The following is a 17,110-nucleotide window of genomic DNA, read 5'->3' as shown; positions in this document are numbered from 1 at the left end:
AGTGGATGTTCGGGGCGTAGCTTTATGCTGACCTCGCCATTCCGGACTGTATGGACCTCGAACTGGTCGACAGAACTGCCTTTGTAGCTGCATCAAGCCAGGGCCTCGGCTTCGCGAGCGCCGCCCGCCTCGCCGGAGAGGGTGCGAACGTCGTCGTCACCTCCCGAAGCGAGGAGCGCGCCGCCGAAGCGAAAGATCGACTCTGTGAGAAACACGACTCAGTCGATCCCGACGACGTGCTCGCGGTTGCCTGCGACATCACCGACCGCGAACAGATCGAAGCCGCAATCGAGCAAACCGTCGAGACGTTCGGCGGCCTCGATATCATGGTCAACAACCACGGTGGCCCACCGGCGGTCACCCTCGAAGACGCCAGCGAACAGCAGTGGGACGACTCCTACGAGGGCGTCATCAAGAGCAACGTCATGCTCTCGGAGGCCGCCCTGCCCGAGTTGGTCGACAGCGAGGTCGGTTCGCTGGTCACCGTCACGAGCGCGTCGGCCCGCGAGCCACCGGAGAACCACGCCATCTCGAACGTCTTCCGGCTCGGGCTCTACGGCCTCACGAAGACGATTGCCAAGGAGTACGCCCCCGACGTGCGAGCCAACTGCGTCACCCCGCGGTTCGTGATGACCGAGCGGATCGAGTACAAGGTCCAGCGCCGGGCCGACCACCGCGGCATCTCCATCGAAAAAGCCCTCCAGAGCCGGACCGACGAGGTGCTGCTCGACCGCCCCGGCCAGCCCGAGGAGTTCGCCGACGCGGTCGCCTACCTCGCCTCGCCGCGGGCGAGCTACATCACCGGTGACGTCCTCCGCGTCGATGGCGGCTGGCTCGACGGCGTGATCTGAGATGCGCGCCGTCGTCTGTCACGATTTTGGCGCGTGGAGTGTCGAAGACGTCGACCGCCCGACCCCCGACGCCAACGAAGTCCTGCTCGAAATCCACCGCGTCCAACTCAGTGTGACCGAGTGTGCCCTGTTTCAGGGCGAATCGATCGCTCACGCCGAGTCGGTCGCCGCCCGGCTGGCCGAGGGCCCGGCGCGACTCTTTGGTCATGAGTTCTGTGGCACCGTCGTCGAACGCGGCGAAAACGTCGACCACCTCGCGGTCGGCGACCGTGTCTATGCGCCCGGCAAGATCCCCTGTGGGGAGTGCTCGTACTGCGAGTCGGGTTTCAAGCGATACTGCCCGTCGAAGACGTACATCGGCTACGACATTCCCGGCGCGCTCGCCGAGTATACCGCGCTGCCCGCCGAGGCCTTGCGGCCGGTGGCCGACTCGCTGTCGGACGCGGAGGTCGCCGCGCTCCAACCGCTGGCGAGTTCGGTACTCTGTGTCCGCGATAGCGGAATTCAGTCGGGTGATATCGTCGCGGTCATCGGCACCGGCGTCATGGGCTACCAGTGTGCCCAACTCGCGCTTGCAGAGGGGGCCGAGCGGGTGTTCGTCACCGATGTCGACCCCAAAAAGCTCGATATCGCGGCCGAGCGCGGCCTCGATCCGATCGACGCGACCGGCTGTGATCCGGTCGAGGAAATCACGGCCCACACGAACGGCGTCGGCGCGGATGTGGTCTTCGAGGCCGTCGGCGGCGACCAGTCGCACGCGACCGACGGCAGCGACCCGATTGCACAGGCGATGGGCGCGGTCAAGGCTGGTGGGACGGTCGTCCAAGTCGGCTACATCATCGGCGACGTGACCTTCTCGGCGCGGGCGGTCCGCAAGAAGTCGGTCACGTGGCAGAACCCCGTGACCGGTATCGCGCCCACGGGACCGGGCCGCGACACGGGCGATTTCGCCGCGGAACTCGTCGCCAGCGGTCGCGTCTCGATTTCGGAGTACGTTACTCACGAGCGTTCTGGACTCGATTCGTTCGCTGAGGCGGTCGACATCACCGCCAACAAAGCCGATTACGGGGCGCGCGGCCCTGCCCAGATCGTCGTCGACTCACACACCAATCTGTAACCGAGACTGCAATTAACGATAGTTATTTTATCCTCCGGGGGAGCCAGTTGAGTACTGATGGAAATCACAGACGTTGAAACGGCAGTGCTAGGGAGTGCTGTCGACGCTGCTTCGTTGCCAGCACAGGTCGGCGCACGAGAACTGGATATCAGCTCCGTCGTCGTTCGCGTCCACACGGACGCCGGAATCACCGGATTCGGCGAATCGTTCTATCGCTCGAAGGAGAACAACATGTTCCTCGCAGAGAGCATCGAAGCCATGTCGCGGCACATCATCGGGAAGGACCCCGAGGATGTCAAGGCGATCTGGCACGAGCTCTACCTTCACGTCAAGCGCGCCGGAGCCTACGGTGCGCTGTCGGCGATCGACGAGGCGCTCTGGGACATCAAAGGCAAGGACGCGGGCAAACCCGTCTACCAGCTGCTCGGTGGCCAGACCAACGAGGTGAAGGCCTACGCGACGTTCCCGGTCGACAAGACCGCCGAGGAACTGATCGACTACGCCGACTGGCTCTCCGAGAAGGGGTTCCAGGCGATGAAGATCGGCGCGGGCTACGGCATCAAGGAGGATCGACACCGCATCAAGACGATCATGGACAACATCCCCGATGACTTCGGGCTGGCGATCGACGCCAACACCTCCTACAGCTACAACGATGCGGCGCGGGTCGCCAAGACCGCCAGCGAGTACGAGGTCGAATGGTTCGAAGAGCCGATCTCCCACACCGACCTCGACGGACAGGCCGAACTCAATCGCAAGTTCACCGTCCCGATCTCGGGGTATCAGACCCACACGCCGCACTACCCCGCCCTCGATCACCTCAAAGCCAAATCCCTGGACATCTACCAGCCATCGGTCGACTACGTTGGCGGGATCACCGGCGCGATGCGCGTCGCGGGGCTCGTCGAAGCCTTCGACAAGGAACTGGTCCCCCACGCACTCGGCCCGGCGATTAACTACGCCGCCAGCTTGCACGTCGCCGCCGCAAGCCGCCAGTGCCGCCTGATCGAGTTTGCAGTACTCGACGACGACATCGACGATCCAGGAACCTACATCGCCGGTCCCTACATCGAAAACGACGACGCGATCCACGTCGAGGACGGCGGGACCATCGACCCGCCGGAGGAGCCGGGGCTCGGTATCCACATCGACGAGGACGTTTTCGAAGAGTACCGCGTCGACTAACGGCTGGCTGCGGGTTGCGGTCTTTTTCGAGATTTTTGACCATTCGAGAAGGTCAGATGTACATCATAATTAATGAAAATATATATGTACTGTGGGGTCTGTAGTCAAACTGTATGACTGGTACAAACAGACGTCAGTTCATCAAATTGACCGGTGCTGGAATCGGAGCATCAACGCTTGCGGGCTGCCTCGGCGGCGATGATGGGGATGGCGGTAACGGTGGCGGCGGTGGCGGTGGAGACGACTACCCACCGAGTTCGCTGACCTTCGTCAACGCGTACTCCGAGGGTGGCGGCGTCGACACGAACTTCCGGCAGATCCAGGGCTACTTCGAGGAGTATCTCGGAGCCAATCTCAGTCCCGAGTACCGGGCCGGTGCGGGGACGCGAACGGCTGCGACGACCGTGGCTCAGGACGAAGAGGTCATGCGGATCGGTGGGACGCTCTCGCCTGCGACGCCAGCGGCGATCGCCGTCGACGAAGTCGAGGGCACCGAACCGCAGTACACGCTCGACGATCTCCAGCCGCTCGGCACCCTCTCGGGTGAGGCCGCGATCATCCGCGTCCGCGAGGACGAAGACCGATTTACGACGATCCAGGAGCTCGTCGACTACTCGGTCGACAACAGCGTGACCGTCGGTGCATCCGGCCCGACGAACCGGAACGTGCTGTCGATCATCCAGTTGATGGAGGCGACAGAGGCCGACTTCACCATCGTCCCGTACGATGGCGGTGGCGCGACCCAGACTGCGCTCCTCCAGGGCGAGATCGATGTGGCCGCACGCAGTGTCTACAACAGCGCGAGCATTGCGGAGGACTCACACTGTCTCTGTATCTACGCCGAAGAGAACCCGGAACCCGGTCTGACGAACGATGCCCCGCCGATCAACGATGAACTCGGCACCGACATCAACTACGCCCCATCGAACGGGACGCAGTTCTACTACGTTTCGGCTGCGGCCGCCGAGGCCTACCCCGACCGGTTCGAGCACGTCCAACAGGCATTCAAAGACGCCCACGAGGACGAGGACTACCGGGCCGACCTCTCGGAGATCGACGAGGAGGGCAAACTGGTCTGGAACTCGCCCGAGGAGACGGATGCGATCCTCCAGAGTGCCTACGAAACCTACCGGGATTTCGCCCCGCTGTTCGACGAATACGTGCAGTCCTAAGGTCGGACACCGTCGGTAGTCCGCATTTCTATTTGAATACCACCACACCATACACAATCCCAAAATGACATCAACAGAGGCCGAAGAGGGGGCCACGAATCGTCCGGCTCGGTCGACGAGCGCGGTCGCACTGTTCAGGCTAGCATTCCCGCTTGCTGGCCTACTGCTGGCGGTACTGTACGTCGAGAACACCTACGGGCGGATCAGGCTAGAGAACCTGTACTACCCGTACTTCGTGATCGGTGTGCTCGCGGTACTGTCGCTCACCGTCTTCGCAACTGAGCTGCGTGGGCTCGCCGACTACTCGGGGGAGCTGTCGTTCGTCGAGTCGGTTCGTGATGCACTCGGCGAGTGGAACCGCTCGATCGGGTTTTCCCTCGTAGCGATCGGGTACATCTGGTTGATCGAGCCGATCGGCTTCTTTATCGCGACAGCTATCGCGATGGTCGGCGTCATGCTGGTCGGTGGTCGCCGAGACCCACTGTGGATCTCGATTTCGACAGTGATCATCCTGGTGTTCGTCTACGTGATGTTCGTCCAGATAATGGGATTGCGGCCACCATCAGGACCGCTTGGACTATGATGAGACACTCACTGCGATACCAGCCACGACAGCACCGACATGAGCCAGCCCGCGGTGTGCTGGCACCAAAACAGCGCACAACGGAGGTCGGTCAATGACACCGTTACAGCTCGATCTCATTAGCCAGGCCTTTGGGGTACTGTTGACACCTGAGAACCTCGTGTTTATCGCGGTCGGTGTCACCTTCGGGATGCTTGCCGGATCGATCCCCGGCTTCACGGGCACGAACACGGTTGCCATCGCGCTGCCGTTTACGCTGCCGATGACCGCCGAGATCGCACTGGTTACCCTCTCGGCGATCTACGTCGGGGCCAACTACGGTGGGGCGATCCCCGCGGTGTTGATCAACACACCCGGGACCGCTGGTGCGACAGCAACGGTCCTGGACGCGTACCCGATGTCCCAACAGGGCGACGCCTCGAAGGCACTCGGAATATCGATCTTTGCGAGCGTAGTCGGAGGATTCGTCTCGGCGATCATCATCCTCTTTTTGCTCCAGCCGATCGGGGAGATCGCGTTCCTGTTTACCAACCGTGAGATATTCGTCCTCGGGATCTTCGGGCTCACAGCGGTCGCGGTTGCTATCGGTGACAACATCCGCAAGGGGCTCGTCGGGGGGTTCATCGGGCTCCTCATCGCCGTGATGCCCGTCGACCCGACGACCGGACAGCGTCGGCTCGACTTCGGCTTCTTCGGACTCTACGACGAGGTGCCGTTCGTGCCCGTGGTCGTCGGCCTGTTCGCCATCTCCGAGCTGTTTTATCTGATCAACAAAGCAGCCATCAGCGAGGACAACTCGATCAACACCTCTTACAGGGACATCTTCGAGGGGGTCAGATACGTCATCAGTCGACCGGTGGCGCTCATCCGGGCGATGGGGATCGGACTGATCATCGGCTCGATGCCGGGGGCGGGGACCTCGGTCGCGAACTTCGTGAGCTGGGGGGCCGCGAAATCGATGTCGGACAAACCCGAATCGTTCGGCGAGGGCAATCCCGACGGCGTGATTGCCTCGGAGTCCTCGAACAGTGCGGTGACCGCTGGCTCGCTCGTCCCGACGCTCGCACTCGGTATTCCGGGCAGCGGGACGACCGCCGTGATGCTTGCGGCACTGCTGCTCCACGGGCTCCGACCGGGCCCACAGCTGATGCAGAACTTCGCCTTAGAGGCCAACGTGATCATCCTCTCGCTGTTGGTCGCCAACGTCTTCCTGCTGATCTCGGCGCTGGCGATCTCGAAGTATCTCGTCCGGGTGGTGACGATGCCAGCCAACCTCATCGTGCCCGCGATCTTGGCACTCACAGTGATCGGGGCGTTTGCCATGCGGAGCAGCATGTTCGACGTCTGGATGATGTTCATCTTCGGCATCATCGGCTTCGTCATGCGGGAGAACGACTACTCGTTGATCCCGCTCATCCTGGGGATCATTCTCGGGCCCATCATCGAGGGCTCGTTCCTCCGGAGCATGCTGGTCAGCAGCAACGATCCGTTCTACTTCTTCGGAAGTACGATCGCGATCGTCCTCTGGGTCCTGACCGTGTTGGCGCTGTTCATCCAGCCGCTGTCGAACCTCATTCGGGGGGTGATCGCCAACAGAACGGACTTCATGAACTAACGGTCTCGGTCCGACTGGGCAGTCGGGCCACCGATCCCGAGCGAGAATCGACACACAAATACACCGGCTCGAAGAACACGCGACAATGGAAACACCCACCGCACAGCAGCTCCCGATCAACGCCTTTGCGGGCATCTTCCTGGCCGCAACCGGGGTTGGCGTTTTGATCATCAGTCAGGATCTGCTGCGGTCGGCGCTGTTTCTCGGCGTCGGCCTGTTCTTCCTGATGCGGGCACTCGCACAGCACAGACACGCTGCCGACGGCGCTGACTGAGAGCCGACACCGAGGCACCCCCCACCCGACTCTCAGCGTGGCCGTCGACCGGCTTCAATTTTCACATGCTACCGAAACTCCCACCGGGATCACTCTCGACGCACGAATGGCGCTTCGGGCTCGTCATCTCCTCGGTTCACGGGGTTCAGCATCTGTTTTACCGGCTGTTCCCGCCGCTGATCCCGATTCTGGTCATCGGGCTCGACTCGCCGCTGTGGCAGTTGGGTTCGCTCGTCAGTATCTACCTGTTCGCCGGTGGTCTCGGCCAGGCCCCGATGGGGATTTTGGTCGACAAATTCGACCGCCAGTACATCCTGCTGCCAGCGATCGGACTGATGTCGGTTGGCTATCTGCTGTTCGTCCTCGGCTCGGCCGTCGGCCCGGCATTCCCGGCGGTGGAGCTGTTCGGACACAGTTTCAGCGGGACCTACCAGATCATGGCCGGTGGGATGTTCGTCGCGGGCGTCGGCTACAGCGGGATTCATCCGGTTGGCTATCCGCTGATCTCGGCGAACATCAGCGCCGAAGGGAAAGCTACCGTGTTGGGGATGTGGGGCAGCGCCTCGAAGCTTGGTGATACCCTCGCTCCGCTGTTGATCGGTGGACTCATTCTGGTGGTCCCATGGGAGTGGATTCTCGTCGGCGTGAGCCTGTTTGGGTTCGTCTACGCTAGCTGGCTGTGGCTCGTCTTTCGGGCCAGCGATATCGAGACCCGCCCACCGTCGGCTCTCGGCGAGGCGTCGGCCGGTGGGTCATCGAGAGCCTCAACTGGTCGTTCGTCGCGTGACTCGTCGGGCGCAGCCGGTGGCTCCTGGAGGGCCAACCCGCGGCAGTTCCTGTATCCCATGGTGACGATTCTACTCGCCTTCTGCTTCATTCTGTTCGCGACGAACGGCCTGATCACCTTCGCGCCGGTGTTCATCACTGACGTGTACGGCTACTCGCTTTCGGTCGGTGATCTCGTAATCCCCTCCGAATCGGTTGCCAACGCCTACTTTTCGGTGTTACTGCTCAGTGGGGCCCTCTCGCAACTGCTTGTCGGAGCCGTAGCCAAACGGTTCGACTACCGGCTCCTCTTGATCGGGCTGCTCGCGTTGACCACGGCCGGACTCGCTGTGCTCGCCGTACGACAGCTAACCCCGGTGGTGTTGGTGGCTGTGTTCGCTCTCGTCGGCGCCTGTCTGTTCGGCATCAACCCGATTCGGGACGCCCTTATCAGTGACATCACGCCGCCCGCCTACGAGGGGCGGACGTTCGGGTACTTTTGGACGATCGTCCTGCTCGTCAGCTCGGGCTACCCGCTGGTGATCGGCTATCTCGGAGACACGGTGGGTATCCAGGCGAGCTTCCAGTATCTCGCCGCGGGCACGCTCGTCGGCATCGCAGGAATCGCCCTGCTGTACAGTCCGCGACTCTACCGCCAGCGAACGTCGACTGCGGCCGAAACGGAGCCTGAACGGCAGTAGCCGTCGGCCGCAGATCGCGCCCGGAGATTCCCCGAATTCGCTGAACGCTATGTTTTTCACGATTGACTGGGTACGATACCTATGACGACGGAGTACAATCCTGGGCTGGATGGGATCGTCCTCGGACCGACCGAACTCAGCGGTGTCGACGGCGCGGTTGGGCAACTCACCTATCGAGGGTATCCCATCGAGGAGCTCGCCGGAACGGTGAGCTACGAGGAGACGGTGTATCTACTCTGGAACGGCGAACTACCGACCGCCGCCGAACTCGACGCCTTCACTGACAGGCTGGCAGCCAATCGCGCGCTGCCCGAGCCCTTGCCCACGTTGCTGGCCTCGTTGGTCGATCAAGACGACGATCCGATGGACGCCCTCCGGACGGCGATCTCGGCGCTCACTGCCAGCGACCCGGCGTCGGACGAGGCCACGGAAAGCCGCGAGGACGCCGAAGGCGCCGCCATTCGGCTGGTGGCAGTCGTGCCGACGATCATCGCCACCTTCGTCCGCCTCCGCGACGGCAACGAACCGATCGAGCCGCGGGCCGATCTCGGCCATGCCGCGAACTTCCTCTACATGTTGACCGGCGAGGAGCCCGATCCGGTCGTCGCCGACACGCTGGATACCGCGCTCGTACTCCATCTCGACCACGGCATCAACGCCTCAACCTTCTCGGGCAAGGTCAACGCGAGTACCCTTGCGACCGTCTACGGCTCGGTGACCGGCTCGCTCGCCGCGCTGTCGGGACCGCTCCACGGTGGAGCCAACGCCGACGTGATGCGAATGTTGCAGAAAGTCGACGCCAGCGACAAATCGCCCACCGAGTGGATCGACGACGCCATCGACCGCGGCGACCGCATCCCCGGCTTCGGCCACCGGGTTTATCAGGTCAAAGACCCGCGGGCGGTCGTCCTCCAGGAGCGTTCGAAGGCCCTCGCGGAAGCTGCGGGCGAGACCAAGTGGTACGCCTACAGCACCGAGATCGAGCAGCATCTCGCCGAAACGAAGGGCATTCAGCCGAACGTCGATTTCTATTCCTCAAGCATGTACTACGTGATGGACATCCCGATCGACATCTACACGCCCATTTTCGCCATCTCGCGGATGGCTGGCTGGCTCGCCCACCTCTTCGAGCAGTACGAGAACAACCGCCTCATCCGGCCGCTGGGTGACTACGTCGGCGACCACGACAAGACGGTCACCCCACTCGACGAACGATAGCCAGCACACAGTCTTTATAAACGGCTCGCTGTTGCCGACTGTTCCGTTGACCGACCGGTTATAAATGACAGCCACAGTCGACAATCCGTTGCCACCTAGCGAATCACTCACATACCATTGGTGAGAACAGTCAGTGATGACTGAGCAAATCGTCAGCCTCCGATCAGTGGAGCGTATCGCCGACGCCTTCGAGGATGTAGACCTGACCGTAGTACCGAAGCAGCAGTACACCGACGACGAACTCATCGCCCATGCTGAGGGAGCGAGCGGTCTGTTCGTTCACTCGGAAAACCAGTACACGTCGGCGCTGTTCGAAGCGTCGCCGGACCTCCGTGTCATCGGTCGACCGGGCTCGGGACTCGACAACATCGACCTCGATGCCGCGACCGCCAACGACATCGCGGTCGTCTTCACGCCGGGGATGAACGCGATTGCGGTTGCGGAGTTCGTCGTCGGCCGCGTCATCTCGCATATCCGCGAGTTCGAGGCTGCCGCGAACCATGTCCAGGAGGGTGGCTGGCGCTCGCCCGACTGGTGGGGGACCGAACTCCGGGAGAAGACGGTGGGAGTCGTCGGCCTCGGTGCGGCTGGCTACGAGACCGCAAAGCGACTCGAACCGTTCGGCGTCGACTTCCTCGTTGCCGATCCCTACGTCGACCAATCGCGGGTCGACGAGATCGGCGGGCGGCTGGTCGACCGCGAGGACCTCCTCGCCGAGTCGGATTTCGTCAGCTTGCATGTCCGGCTGACCGAAGAGACGACCCACATGATCGACGCCGCAGCCTTCGACCGGATGAAGGAGTCGGCCGTCCTGATAAATACGGCCCGCGGGCGGGTCGTCGACCACGACGCGCTGGTCGAGGCGCTCAAAAATGATCGGATCGGCGGCGCGGTGATCGACGTCTATCCCAGCGAGCCGCCGGAGCCGACCGACCCGATCTTCGACTGTGAGAACGCCTCGGTGACGCCCCATCTCGCGGGTGCGACAGTCGAAACACGGACCCGAATGCTCCGGACGACCGCCGAGAACATGCTGGCGGTCCTCGGTGGCAGGGACGTCGACCCGCAGTTCGTCGCCAACCCGGCCATCTTCGACCAGTAACCGGATCGTCGAGCCGACGCCACCGACCGCGAGTCAGTTACTCGCCGTAGAGTTAATTTCTTTGTGAAAATTACAGAAACAATTATACCTATGGCCCCTGCATCTCCCCACATGATCCGCGTGGGAGTCAATGGCTACGGAACCATCGGTAAACGCGTTGCCGACGCGGTCCGTCTCCAGCCCGACATGCAGCTCACCGGTGTCGCAAAAACCCGCCCGAACTACGAAGCTGCAACCGCCCTCCAGAACGGCTACGCGCTGTACAGTGCTATCCCCGAACGATCCCATCTGTTCGCCGAGGCAGGCATGGAGCTTGCGGGAGACGTCGACGACCTCGTTCGCGCTAGTGATGTGATCGTCGACGCGACGCCCTCGGGCGTCGGTGCGGAGAACGCCGACCGCTATCGGGCCCACGACACCCCAGCGATCCTGCAGGGTGGCGAGTCCGCCGATTGTGTCGACGCGAGCTTCGTTGCCGGAGTCAACTACGACGAGGCCGCGGGCGCGGACCTCCTGCGTGTCGTCTCCTGTAACACGACCGGCCTGTCGCGACTGCTCGACCCGCTCGACCGCGAGTATGGGATCGAAAAGGTCCGAGTGACCCTCGTTCGGCGCGGTGGCGATCCCGGTCAGACTGATCGGGGACCGATCAACGACATCCTTCCGGATCCAGTGACGGTACCCTCCCACCACGGCCCCGACGTGAACACGATCCTCCCCGAGGTGGATATCGACACCGTCGGACTGACCGTCCCGGCGACGCTGATGCACGTCCACAGCGTGAACGTCACCCTCGACACCGCTCCGACCCGCTCGGCGCTCGCCGACCTCTTCGGGCGACAGTCACGGATCTTCCTCGTCGACGAGACGCTGGATATCGACGGGACGGCCGACCTCAAGGAGTTCGCCGCCGACAGCGGTCGACCCCGGGGAGATCTCTGGGAGAACTGTCTCTGGCAGGAGTCGATCGCTGTCGAGGGAACCGACCTGTATCTGATGCAGTCGATCCACCAGGAGGCCGACGTTGTCCCCGAAAACATCGATGCGATCCGAGCACTCGGCGGCGAGCGAACCGCCGACGAGAGTATGGCGCTGACCAACGAGTACCTCGGTGTCGGGATGGGGTCGACGTCTGCTGACATACGGACGCGATTTTCCAGTGCGATCCAGCCAGCCGATGATTAGGAGCTGACAACGCCCACTGTCGACTGTCCATTCGCCTTTACTTTTCAATTCTTCTGTACATTGTAGTACGGGTACTGGAGCACTATTTGACGATTATCCTCAACTTTGTTAGACTGGTATACATACCTTTTTGACTGACTACACAAACCGCAGTAGTATGGGAATCGATGACGAATCTCGGGAGTATCACCGCAGCGATCCGCCCGGCAAGATCGAAATCGCAACGACGAAACCGACCAACACGCAGCGCGATCTCAGTTTAGCCTACTCGCCGGGCGTTGCTGCCCCCTGTCGGGATATCGACGAGAACCCAGACGACGCCTTTCAGTACACCGCCAAGGGCAACCTCGTCGGCGTCGTCTCCAACGGTTCGGCGGTCCTCGGCCTCGGCGATATCGGTGCCCAAGCCTCCAAGCCGGTGATGGAGGGCAAGGGTGTCCTCTTCAAGCGGTTCGCGGATATCGACGTCTTCGACATCGAACTCGACCTCGATACCGCAGACGGGATCGTCGAGTCGGTCGCCGCCATGGAGCCAACGTTCGGCGGCATCAACCTGGAGGATATCAAGGCTCCCGAATGTTTCGAGATCGAGCGCCGCCTCAGCGAGCGAATGGACATTCCCGTCTTCCATGACGACCAACACGGGACGGCGATCATCTCGGGGGCCGCCCTGCTGAACGCCGCTGACATCACCGACAAAAGCCTCGAAGACCTGCAGATCGTCTTTTCGGGTGCAGGCGCGTCGGCATTAGCCACGGCGAAGTTCTACGTCTCGCTGGGCGCGACGAAATCGAACATTACGATGTGTGACTCTTCAGGGATCATTACCGAAGACCGCGAGGACCTCAACAGCCACAAACAGGAGTTTGCCAGCGATGTCGACGGCGGGAGCCTCGCCGACGCGATGGCGGGGGCAGACGTGTTCGTCGGCCTCTCGGTCGGTGGCATCGTCTCCCAGGAGATGGTCCGGTCGATGGCCGACAACCCAATCGTCTTCGCGATGGCCAACCCCGATCCCGAGATCAGCTACGAGGACGCCAAAGCCGCCCGCGACGATGACGTGATCGTCGCCACTGGACGGTCGGACTACCCCAACATGGTCAACAACGTGCTTGGATTCCCCTTCATTTTCCGTGGTGCACTCGACGTGCGGGCGACCGGCATCAACGAGGAGATGAAACGCGCGGCGGCGATGGCGCTGGCGGATCTGGCCCGCAAGGACGTCCCGGACGCGGTCGTCAAAGCCTACGGCGACCAGCCGCTGCAGTTCGGTCCCGACTACGTGATTCCCAAACCGCTGGACCCCCGCGTGCTGTTCGAGGTTGCGCCCGCGGTCGCTGAGGCCGCCGTCGACAGCGGTCTGGCACGGGTCGAGATCGAAGATATCGACTCCTACACCGAAACACTGGAGGCCAGGCTCGGTAAATCCCGCGAAATGATGCGGATCGTCCTCAACAAGGCCAAAAGCGATCCCAAGCGGGTCGCGCTGGCCGAAGGGACGGACGAAAAGATGATTCGAGCGGCCTATCAGCTCCAGGAGGAGGGGATCGCCGAACCGGTGTTGTTGGGCGACCACGAGGAAATCACGCGGATCGCACAGCAGCTCGGGCTCGCCTTCGAGCCGGAGGTCGTCGACCCACATGCAGAGTCACTCGATGTGTATGCCGACCGGCTCTACGAACGACGCCGACGGAAAGGCATCACACGCGGTGAGGCGGCCGAACTCGTTGCGAAGGATACGAACTATCTGGGGAGCGTCATGGTCGAGATGGGCGACGCCGATGCGATGTTGACCGGGCTGACCCACCACTACCCCTCGGCGCTTCGGCCACCCCTACAGGTGATCGGCACCGCCGCCGCCGCCAACTATGCGGCGGGCGTCTACCTGCTGACGTTCAAGAACCGCGTCGTCTTCTGTGCGGATACGACCGTCAACCAGGACCCGGATGCGGACGTGCTCGCGGAGGTCACCAAACACACCGCCGAGTTGGCCCGCAGTTTCAACGTCGAGCCGCAGGCAGCGATGTTGTCCTACTCCAACTTCGGCAGTGTTCGCAACGAGGGAACGGCCAAAATACGCGAGGCCGTCGACCGTCTCCACAGTGATCCAGGAGTCGACTTCCCCGTCGACGGCGAGATGCAGGCCGACACCGCCGTCGTCGAGGAGATCATCGACGACACCTACAGCTTCTCGGCGCTCGATGGACCGGCGAACGTGTTGATCTTCCCGAACCTCGAAGCCGGAAATATCGGCTACAAACTCCTCCAGCGGCTCGGTGGTGCGGAAGCCATCGGCCCAATGTTGGTCGGGATGGACAAACCGATCCACGTCCTCCAGCGTGGCGACGAGGTCAAAGACATCGTGAATCTGGCCGGTGTGGCTGTCGTCGACGCCCAGAATCAGTAGCAGACCGCGTTTAGTTGTCGTTCCAGACTTTCTCGGGCATCGGGAGGTCTTCCCAGAGTGCGTCGTCGAGTGGGTTCTCGATTTCGACGCCACAGACCTCCTGGAGCACCCACTCCAGTTGGCGGACGTGTTGGCCAGTGTGCCACGTCGTGCGCTCGAAGAACTCGTGTTTGGTCGGCTGGCCCCAGAACACGTCGGCCGTCTCCGACCAGTCGCAGGTTTGGCCAGTGCTTTCGAACCAGTCGTCGAGTCGACCCTGAACTGATGAGCCGTAGGTCCGCAGGGCGACCTTCGAGTTGTGGTCCCAGTCGTGTTCCATTCGGGGAACGCCTGTCATCGGGACGCCCGCCTCGTGCATCATGAACACATCGGGAAGGCTGTAGATGTGCTGGACGAGATCGGCGTAGCTCCGCGGCCGGTTGGGGATATGTGTCTCCAGTTCGTCGTCCGGCAGGTATTCGAGATACTCCTGGGTGGTCTCCAGGAGGATAGTCAGCCGATCATACAGTTCCCCAACCGGGAGTGGCTCGGCGTCGTAGTCGATGTCGAGCAACTCCGCGACGTTTTTCAGATCCTTCCCGTCGGCCCACTCCTCGCCACGTCTCACGATCGGGACGTGCTGAGGGAGGCCCAACTCGGCCATCTCATCCATGAGCTCCGGGTCGACGCCCTGGATGCCGACGCTTGCTTCGACATCGTCGTCGGCTGTCGTTCCGTCCGTTCGAACCACGTTGTGTGAGACGAACGACGTGTTGGTCCGTTCCAAAAACTCCTTGACTCTGAGACAGCTCGTACACCCAGTAGCCCAGTAGAGATGCGTTGCTGTATCTGTGGCACTCATTGCACCGAGAGAGGTGGGTATCAGAGTTAAGTATATTGTGCACAGAACGGATATTCTCGCTCGACCACAGTACGGACCGTACCATCCACACTACCAGCAGCAAACAGACCACTAGCCTCCAGTTCGTCCGCGAATACGCTGGATTCAGCCGCCTACTGCTCATTCTGATCGAATTCGAGTCCTGGATGTTTGTCAGGAGAAGCCCCCAGCTCTCCTCACGGTCACGCTCAGTATTCATATAGCGGTATGTAATTTACAAGTCGCGGAGAGACCAGTTTCTCACACGTTCTGAATCAGATTGCTCCCGATGTATTCGAAAATAGACTCTTATCGTCGACCGGAGATCGAGTAGATATTGGCCTCGTAGGTTTCCCGTACTTGGTCGCCCCAGTTGTGGGTGTAGGTGTCGATGATGTCCTCGGCGACATCGCCGCGGAGGTATTTGACGATGCCGCGGTCGCCGGTTCGCTCCCGCAAGTGTGTCGTGAAAAAGTGCCGGAAGTAGTGGGGAGTGACGTTCTCGGAGGCGTCGCCACCGGTTCGGTACCAGCCCATCTCCCGGGCGTGACCCGAGACGACGTTCCGGACCGCTCGCGGCGTGAGTCGGTCGCCCCACTCTCCCGCAGTGTAGACGAACAGCGGCTCGGCGGGTGACCGGCTGTCGGGGCGGACCGCAAGCCATCGCTTGAGTGCGGTTTTGAGTTCCTCGTCGACCGGAATCACCGTTGCCCGCTTGCGTTTGTTCGAGGCCGTCCGCTCCTCGCCGTTAACCACCTCCCCACGTGAGGGCGTGCTGTCGACGTAGAGCGAATCCGGTCGCGTATCCAGTTGTGGCCGGGGGCTGGTCTCGAAGGCGACCGCGATCTCTCCATCGTCGAGCGCTATATCACGGAGATCCAGGTTACAAAGTTCGCCGACACGCATCCCGGTTTTTAATAGCGTCAGGATCAACGCACGGTCGAGCGGATGGTGGATATCGGCCACGAACGATCGCATTCGGTCGAGACCGATTTCGCGGCGCTGTGGGTCTTTCTCGATGGTTTCGTCCATCTCCTCGACGACCAACGTCATCGGATTGGCCTCGAAGACGCCGACTTGGGTCATATAGGCGTAAAACCGATGCAGATAGGCGGCGTAGCTGGCGATCGTGCTGTCGGCGACCGTCCCACGAAGGCTGTGAACCCACGCCATACAGTCGCGGTGGGTCGCCTCCGCCGGGGTGGTGGCTTCGCCCGTGCGATCGGCCAGAAACGACTCGAACCGCCGGAGGACGCGGCCGTAGCCCTCCCGTGTCCGCTCGGTTTTGCCGTGGAAGGTGAGGTCTTCGAGGAAGTAGCCGATCGGGTCTTCCGGGTTGTCGCCCGACTGACTCGCACTCATTGGTCGACCAGCCTGTAGCCACCCTCACGGCCACTGTACCGAATCCGGTTGTCGTTCTGGAGCGATTCGAGTGTTTCCTCTAGGCGGTCCTCGAAGTTGCTCGAAAGCGACTCGACCAACTCGTTCCAGGAGAGTGGATCGGCCGAATCGAGGGCATCGAGGACCCTCCTTTCGAGGCCGCTACCCCCAGGGTCAGAGGGGGGAGAAGACCCCTCCAGATCGGCTTCTTGTGAGTCGAGTTCGAACCCCTTTCGGCCCGCTTGTACCATGGTTCTGACATACTCGGCCTGACTCATGCCGAGCTCGTCGGCGTGGGCCTTCCATTCGGCTTTTTGATACGCCGGGACGTAGGTCATGACAGTCGACCGCTCGGTTTCGGCCTCCTCGCTCATAGTTCAGTCTTGCAGTACACTCACTTTAATCTGGTTGTACAGTAGATGATAAGGGATCTTATGCGCTGATTTGATAGTGGGATTCGACAGCTGAATGTCGAATATCGTCTAAAATGCTTGTGTATATCGTACTGTTTACTATCGTTTGGGACGATATTTGACCGTACTGTTGAGTCAGGATTTTATTGGTATATCAACAGGTACGGTTTGTCCAGTCGACTCAGCCACGATGTGGGTAGCCGCTTCTCGGTCAGTCACGCTTCGATCGGGGGATCGATGCGTCGTTCGAATCCTCAGCTTAGGCGGTAGCGGTTCGGTTGGA

Annotated in this window: 15 protein-coding genes; 12 read left to right on the top strand and 3 right to left on the bottom strand. The window is 61.7% G+C overall.

The window, feature by feature from the left end:
• The first annotated feature begins 50 nt into the window (after positions 1-50).
• The 12 genes from NO877_RS11655 to NO877_RS11600 all read left to right on the top strand — a co-directional run bounded on the left by NO877_RS11655 (position 51) and on the right by NO877_RS11600 (position 14,175).
• Complete coding sequence (locus tag NO877_RS11655) at positions 51-851, top strand: SDR family oxidoreductase (RefSeq protein ID WP_256396514.1); 801 nt, start codon at positions 51-53, stop codon at positions 849-851.
• A 1-nt stretch (position 852) separates the two neighbouring features.
• Positions 853-1,968, top strand: coding sequence for a zinc-dependent alcohol dehydrogenase (locus NO877_RS11650; RefSeq protein ID WP_256396513.1), 1,116 nt, complete (start codon positions 853-855; stop codon positions 1,966-1,968).
• A gap of 57 nt (positions 1,969-2,025) precedes the next feature.
• Positions 2,026-3,153: a mandelate racemase/muconate lactonizing enzyme family protein gene (locus NO877_RS11645; protein WP_256396512.1), complete on the top strand. Its 1,128-nt coding sequence runs from the start codon at positions 2,026-2,028 to the stop codon at positions 3,151-3,153.
• A gap of 113 nt (positions 3,154-3,266) precedes the next feature.
• Positions 3,267-4,325 (top strand): Bug family tripartite tricarboxylate transporter substrate binding protein, encoded by a 1,059-nt coding sequence (locus NO877_RS11640; RefSeq protein ID WP_256396511.1) that lies wholly within the window; start codon positions 3,267-3,269, stop codon positions 4,323-4,325.
• 64 nt (positions 4,326-4,389) lie between these two features.
• Positions 4,390-4,908, top strand: coding sequence for a tripartite tricarboxylate transporter TctB family protein (locus NO877_RS11635; RefSeq protein WP_256396510.1), 519 nt, complete (start codon positions 4,390-4,392; stop codon positions 4,906-4,908).
• 94 nt (positions 4,909-5,002) lie between these two features.
• On the top strand, positions 5,003-6,523 hold the full coding sequence (locus tag NO877_RS11630; RefSeq protein WP_256396509.1) for a tripartite tricarboxylate transporter permease: 1,521 nt from the start codon (positions 5,003-5,005) through the stop codon (positions 6,521-6,523).
• Positions 6,524-6,608: 85 nt separating this feature from the next.
• On the top strand, positions 6,609-6,797 hold the full coding sequence (locus NO877_RS11625; RefSeq protein ID WP_256396508.1) for a hypothetical protein: 189 nt from the start codon (positions 6,609-6,611) through the stop codon (positions 6,795-6,797).
• A 65-nt stretch (positions 6,798-6,862) separates the two neighbouring features.
• Entirely contained in the window at positions 6,863-8,263 is a 1,401-nt protein-coding gene (locus tag NO877_RS11620; RefSeq protein WP_256396507.1) for an MFS transporter, read from the top strand.
• Between the two features lie 81 nt (positions 8,264-8,344).
• A complete protein-coding gene (gene citZ, locus NO877_RS11615) occupies positions 8,345-9,481 on the top strand; it encodes a citrate synthase (protein ID WP_256396506.1) in 1,137 nt (378 codons plus the stop codon).
• 136 nt (positions 9,482-9,617) lie between these two features.
• Complete coding sequence (locus NO877_RS11610) at positions 9,618-10,583, top strand: hydroxyacid dehydrogenase (RefSeq protein ID WP_256396505.1); 966 nt, start codon at positions 9,618-9,620, stop codon at positions 10,581-10,583.
• 111 nt (positions 10,584-10,694) lie between these two features.
• Positions 10,695-11,768, top strand: coding sequence for a type II glyceraldehyde-3-phosphate dehydrogenase (locus NO877_RS11605; RefSeq protein ID WP_256396504.1), 1,074 nt, complete (start codon positions 10,695-10,697; stop codon positions 11,766-11,768).
• A gap of 157 nt (positions 11,769-11,925) precedes the next feature.
• Complete coding sequence (locus NO877_RS11600; protein WP_256396503.1) at positions 11,926-14,175, top strand: NADP-dependent malic enzyme; 2,250 nt, start codon at positions 11,926-11,928, stop codon at positions 14,173-14,175.
• Positions 14,176-14,185: 10 nt separating this feature from the next.
• On the opposite strand, the gene NO877_RS11595 is transcribed toward NO877_RS11600, so the two are convergent.
• The 3 genes from NO877_RS11595 to NO877_RS11585 all read right to left on the bottom strand — a co-directional run bounded on the left by NO877_RS11595 (position 14,186) and on the right by NO877_RS11585 (position 16,788).
• Positions 14,186-15,016 carry a DinB family protein gene (locus NO877_RS11595; RefSeq protein ID WP_256396502.1) on the bottom strand — a complete coding sequence of 277 codons (831 nt, stop codon included), beginning with the start codon at positions 15,014-15,016 and terminating at the stop codon, positions 14,186-14,188.
• A gap of 327 nt (positions 15,017-15,343) precedes the next feature.
• Positions 15,344-16,396 carry a tyrosine-type recombinase/integrase gene (locus NO877_RS11590; RefSeq protein ID WP_256396501.1) on the bottom strand — a complete coding sequence of 351 codons (1,053 nt, stop codon included), beginning with the start codon at positions 16,394-16,396 and terminating at the stop codon, positions 15,344-15,346.
• Positions 16,393-16,788 carry a DUF5805 domain-containing protein gene (locus tag NO877_RS11585; protein ID WP_256396500.1) on the bottom strand — a complete coding sequence of 132 codons (396 nt, stop codon included), beginning with the start codon at positions 16,786-16,788 and terminating at the stop codon, positions 16,393-16,395. Before NO877_RS11585 ends, NO877_RS11590 begins: the two co-directional genes overlap by 4 nt.
• Positions 16,789-17,110 lie beyond the last annotated feature (322 nt).

Origin of the sequence: Halohasta litorea (assembly GCF_024494645.1) — an archaeon.
GTDB classification, from domain to species: Archaea; Halobacteriota; Halobacteria; order Halobacteriales; family Haloferacaceae; genus Halohasta; species Halohasta litorea.
Note: the sequence above shows the minus strand (reverse complement) of the source record. Positions and strands in the feature narration are given on the sequence as shown.

Coding starts and splice junctions, on each gene's coding strand:
- NO877_RS11585 (WP_256396500.1), bottom strand. CDS start 16,788: ATGAGCGAGGAGGCCGAAACCGAGCGGTCGACTGTCATGACCTACGTC.
- NO877_RS11595 (WP_256396502.1), bottom strand. CDS start 15,016: ATGAGTGCCACAGATACAGCAACGCATCTCTACTGGGCTACTGGGTGT.
- NO877_RS11650 (WP_256396513.1), top strand. CDS start 853: ATGCGCGCCGTCGTCTGTCACGATTTTGGCGCGTGGAGTGTCGAAGAC.
- NO877_RS11610 (WP_256396505.1), top strand. CDS start 9,618: ATGACTGAGCAAATCGTCAGCCTCCGATCAGTGGAGCGTATCGCCGAC.
- NO877_RS11625 (WP_256396508.1), top strand. CDS start 6,609: ATGGAAACACCCACCGCACAGCAGCTCCCGATCAACGCCTTTGCGGGC.
- NO877_RS11620 (WP_256396507.1), top strand. CDS start 6,863: ATGCTACCGAAACTCCCACCGGGATCACTCTCGACGCACGAATGGCGC.
- NO877_RS11655 (WP_256396514.1), top strand. CDS start 51: ATGGACCTCGAACTGGTCGACAGAACTGCCTTTGTAGCTGCATCAAGC.
- NO877_RS11600 (WP_256396503.1), top strand. CDS start 11,926: ATGGGAATCGATGACGAATCTCGGGAGTATCACCGCAGCGATCCGCCC.
- NO877_RS11640 (WP_256396511.1), top strand. CDS start 3,267: ATGACTGGTACAAACAGACGTCAGTTCATCAAATTGACCGGTGCTGGA.
- NO877_RS11645 (WP_256396512.1), top strand. CDS start 2,026: ATGGAAATCACAGACGTTGAAACGGCAGTGCTAGGGAGTGCTGTCGAC.
- NO877_RS11590 (WP_256396501.1), bottom strand. CDS start 16,396: ATGAGTGCGAGTCAGTCGGGCGACAACCCGGAAGACCCGATCGGCTAC.
- NO877_RS11605 (WP_256396504.1), top strand. CDS start 10,695: ATGATCCGCGTGGGAGTCAATGGCTACGGAACCATCGGTAAACGCGTT.
- NO877_RS11630 (WP_256396509.1), top strand. CDS start 5,003: ATGACACCGTTACAGCTCGATCTCATTAGCCAGGCCTTTGGGGTACTG.
- NO877_RS11635 (WP_256396510.1), top strand. CDS start 4,390: ATGACATCAACAGAGGCCGAAGAGGGGGCCACGAATCGTCCGGCTCGG.
- citZ (WP_256396506.1), top strand. CDS start 8,345: ATGACGACGGAGTACAATCCTGGGCTGGATGGGATCGTCCTCGGACCG.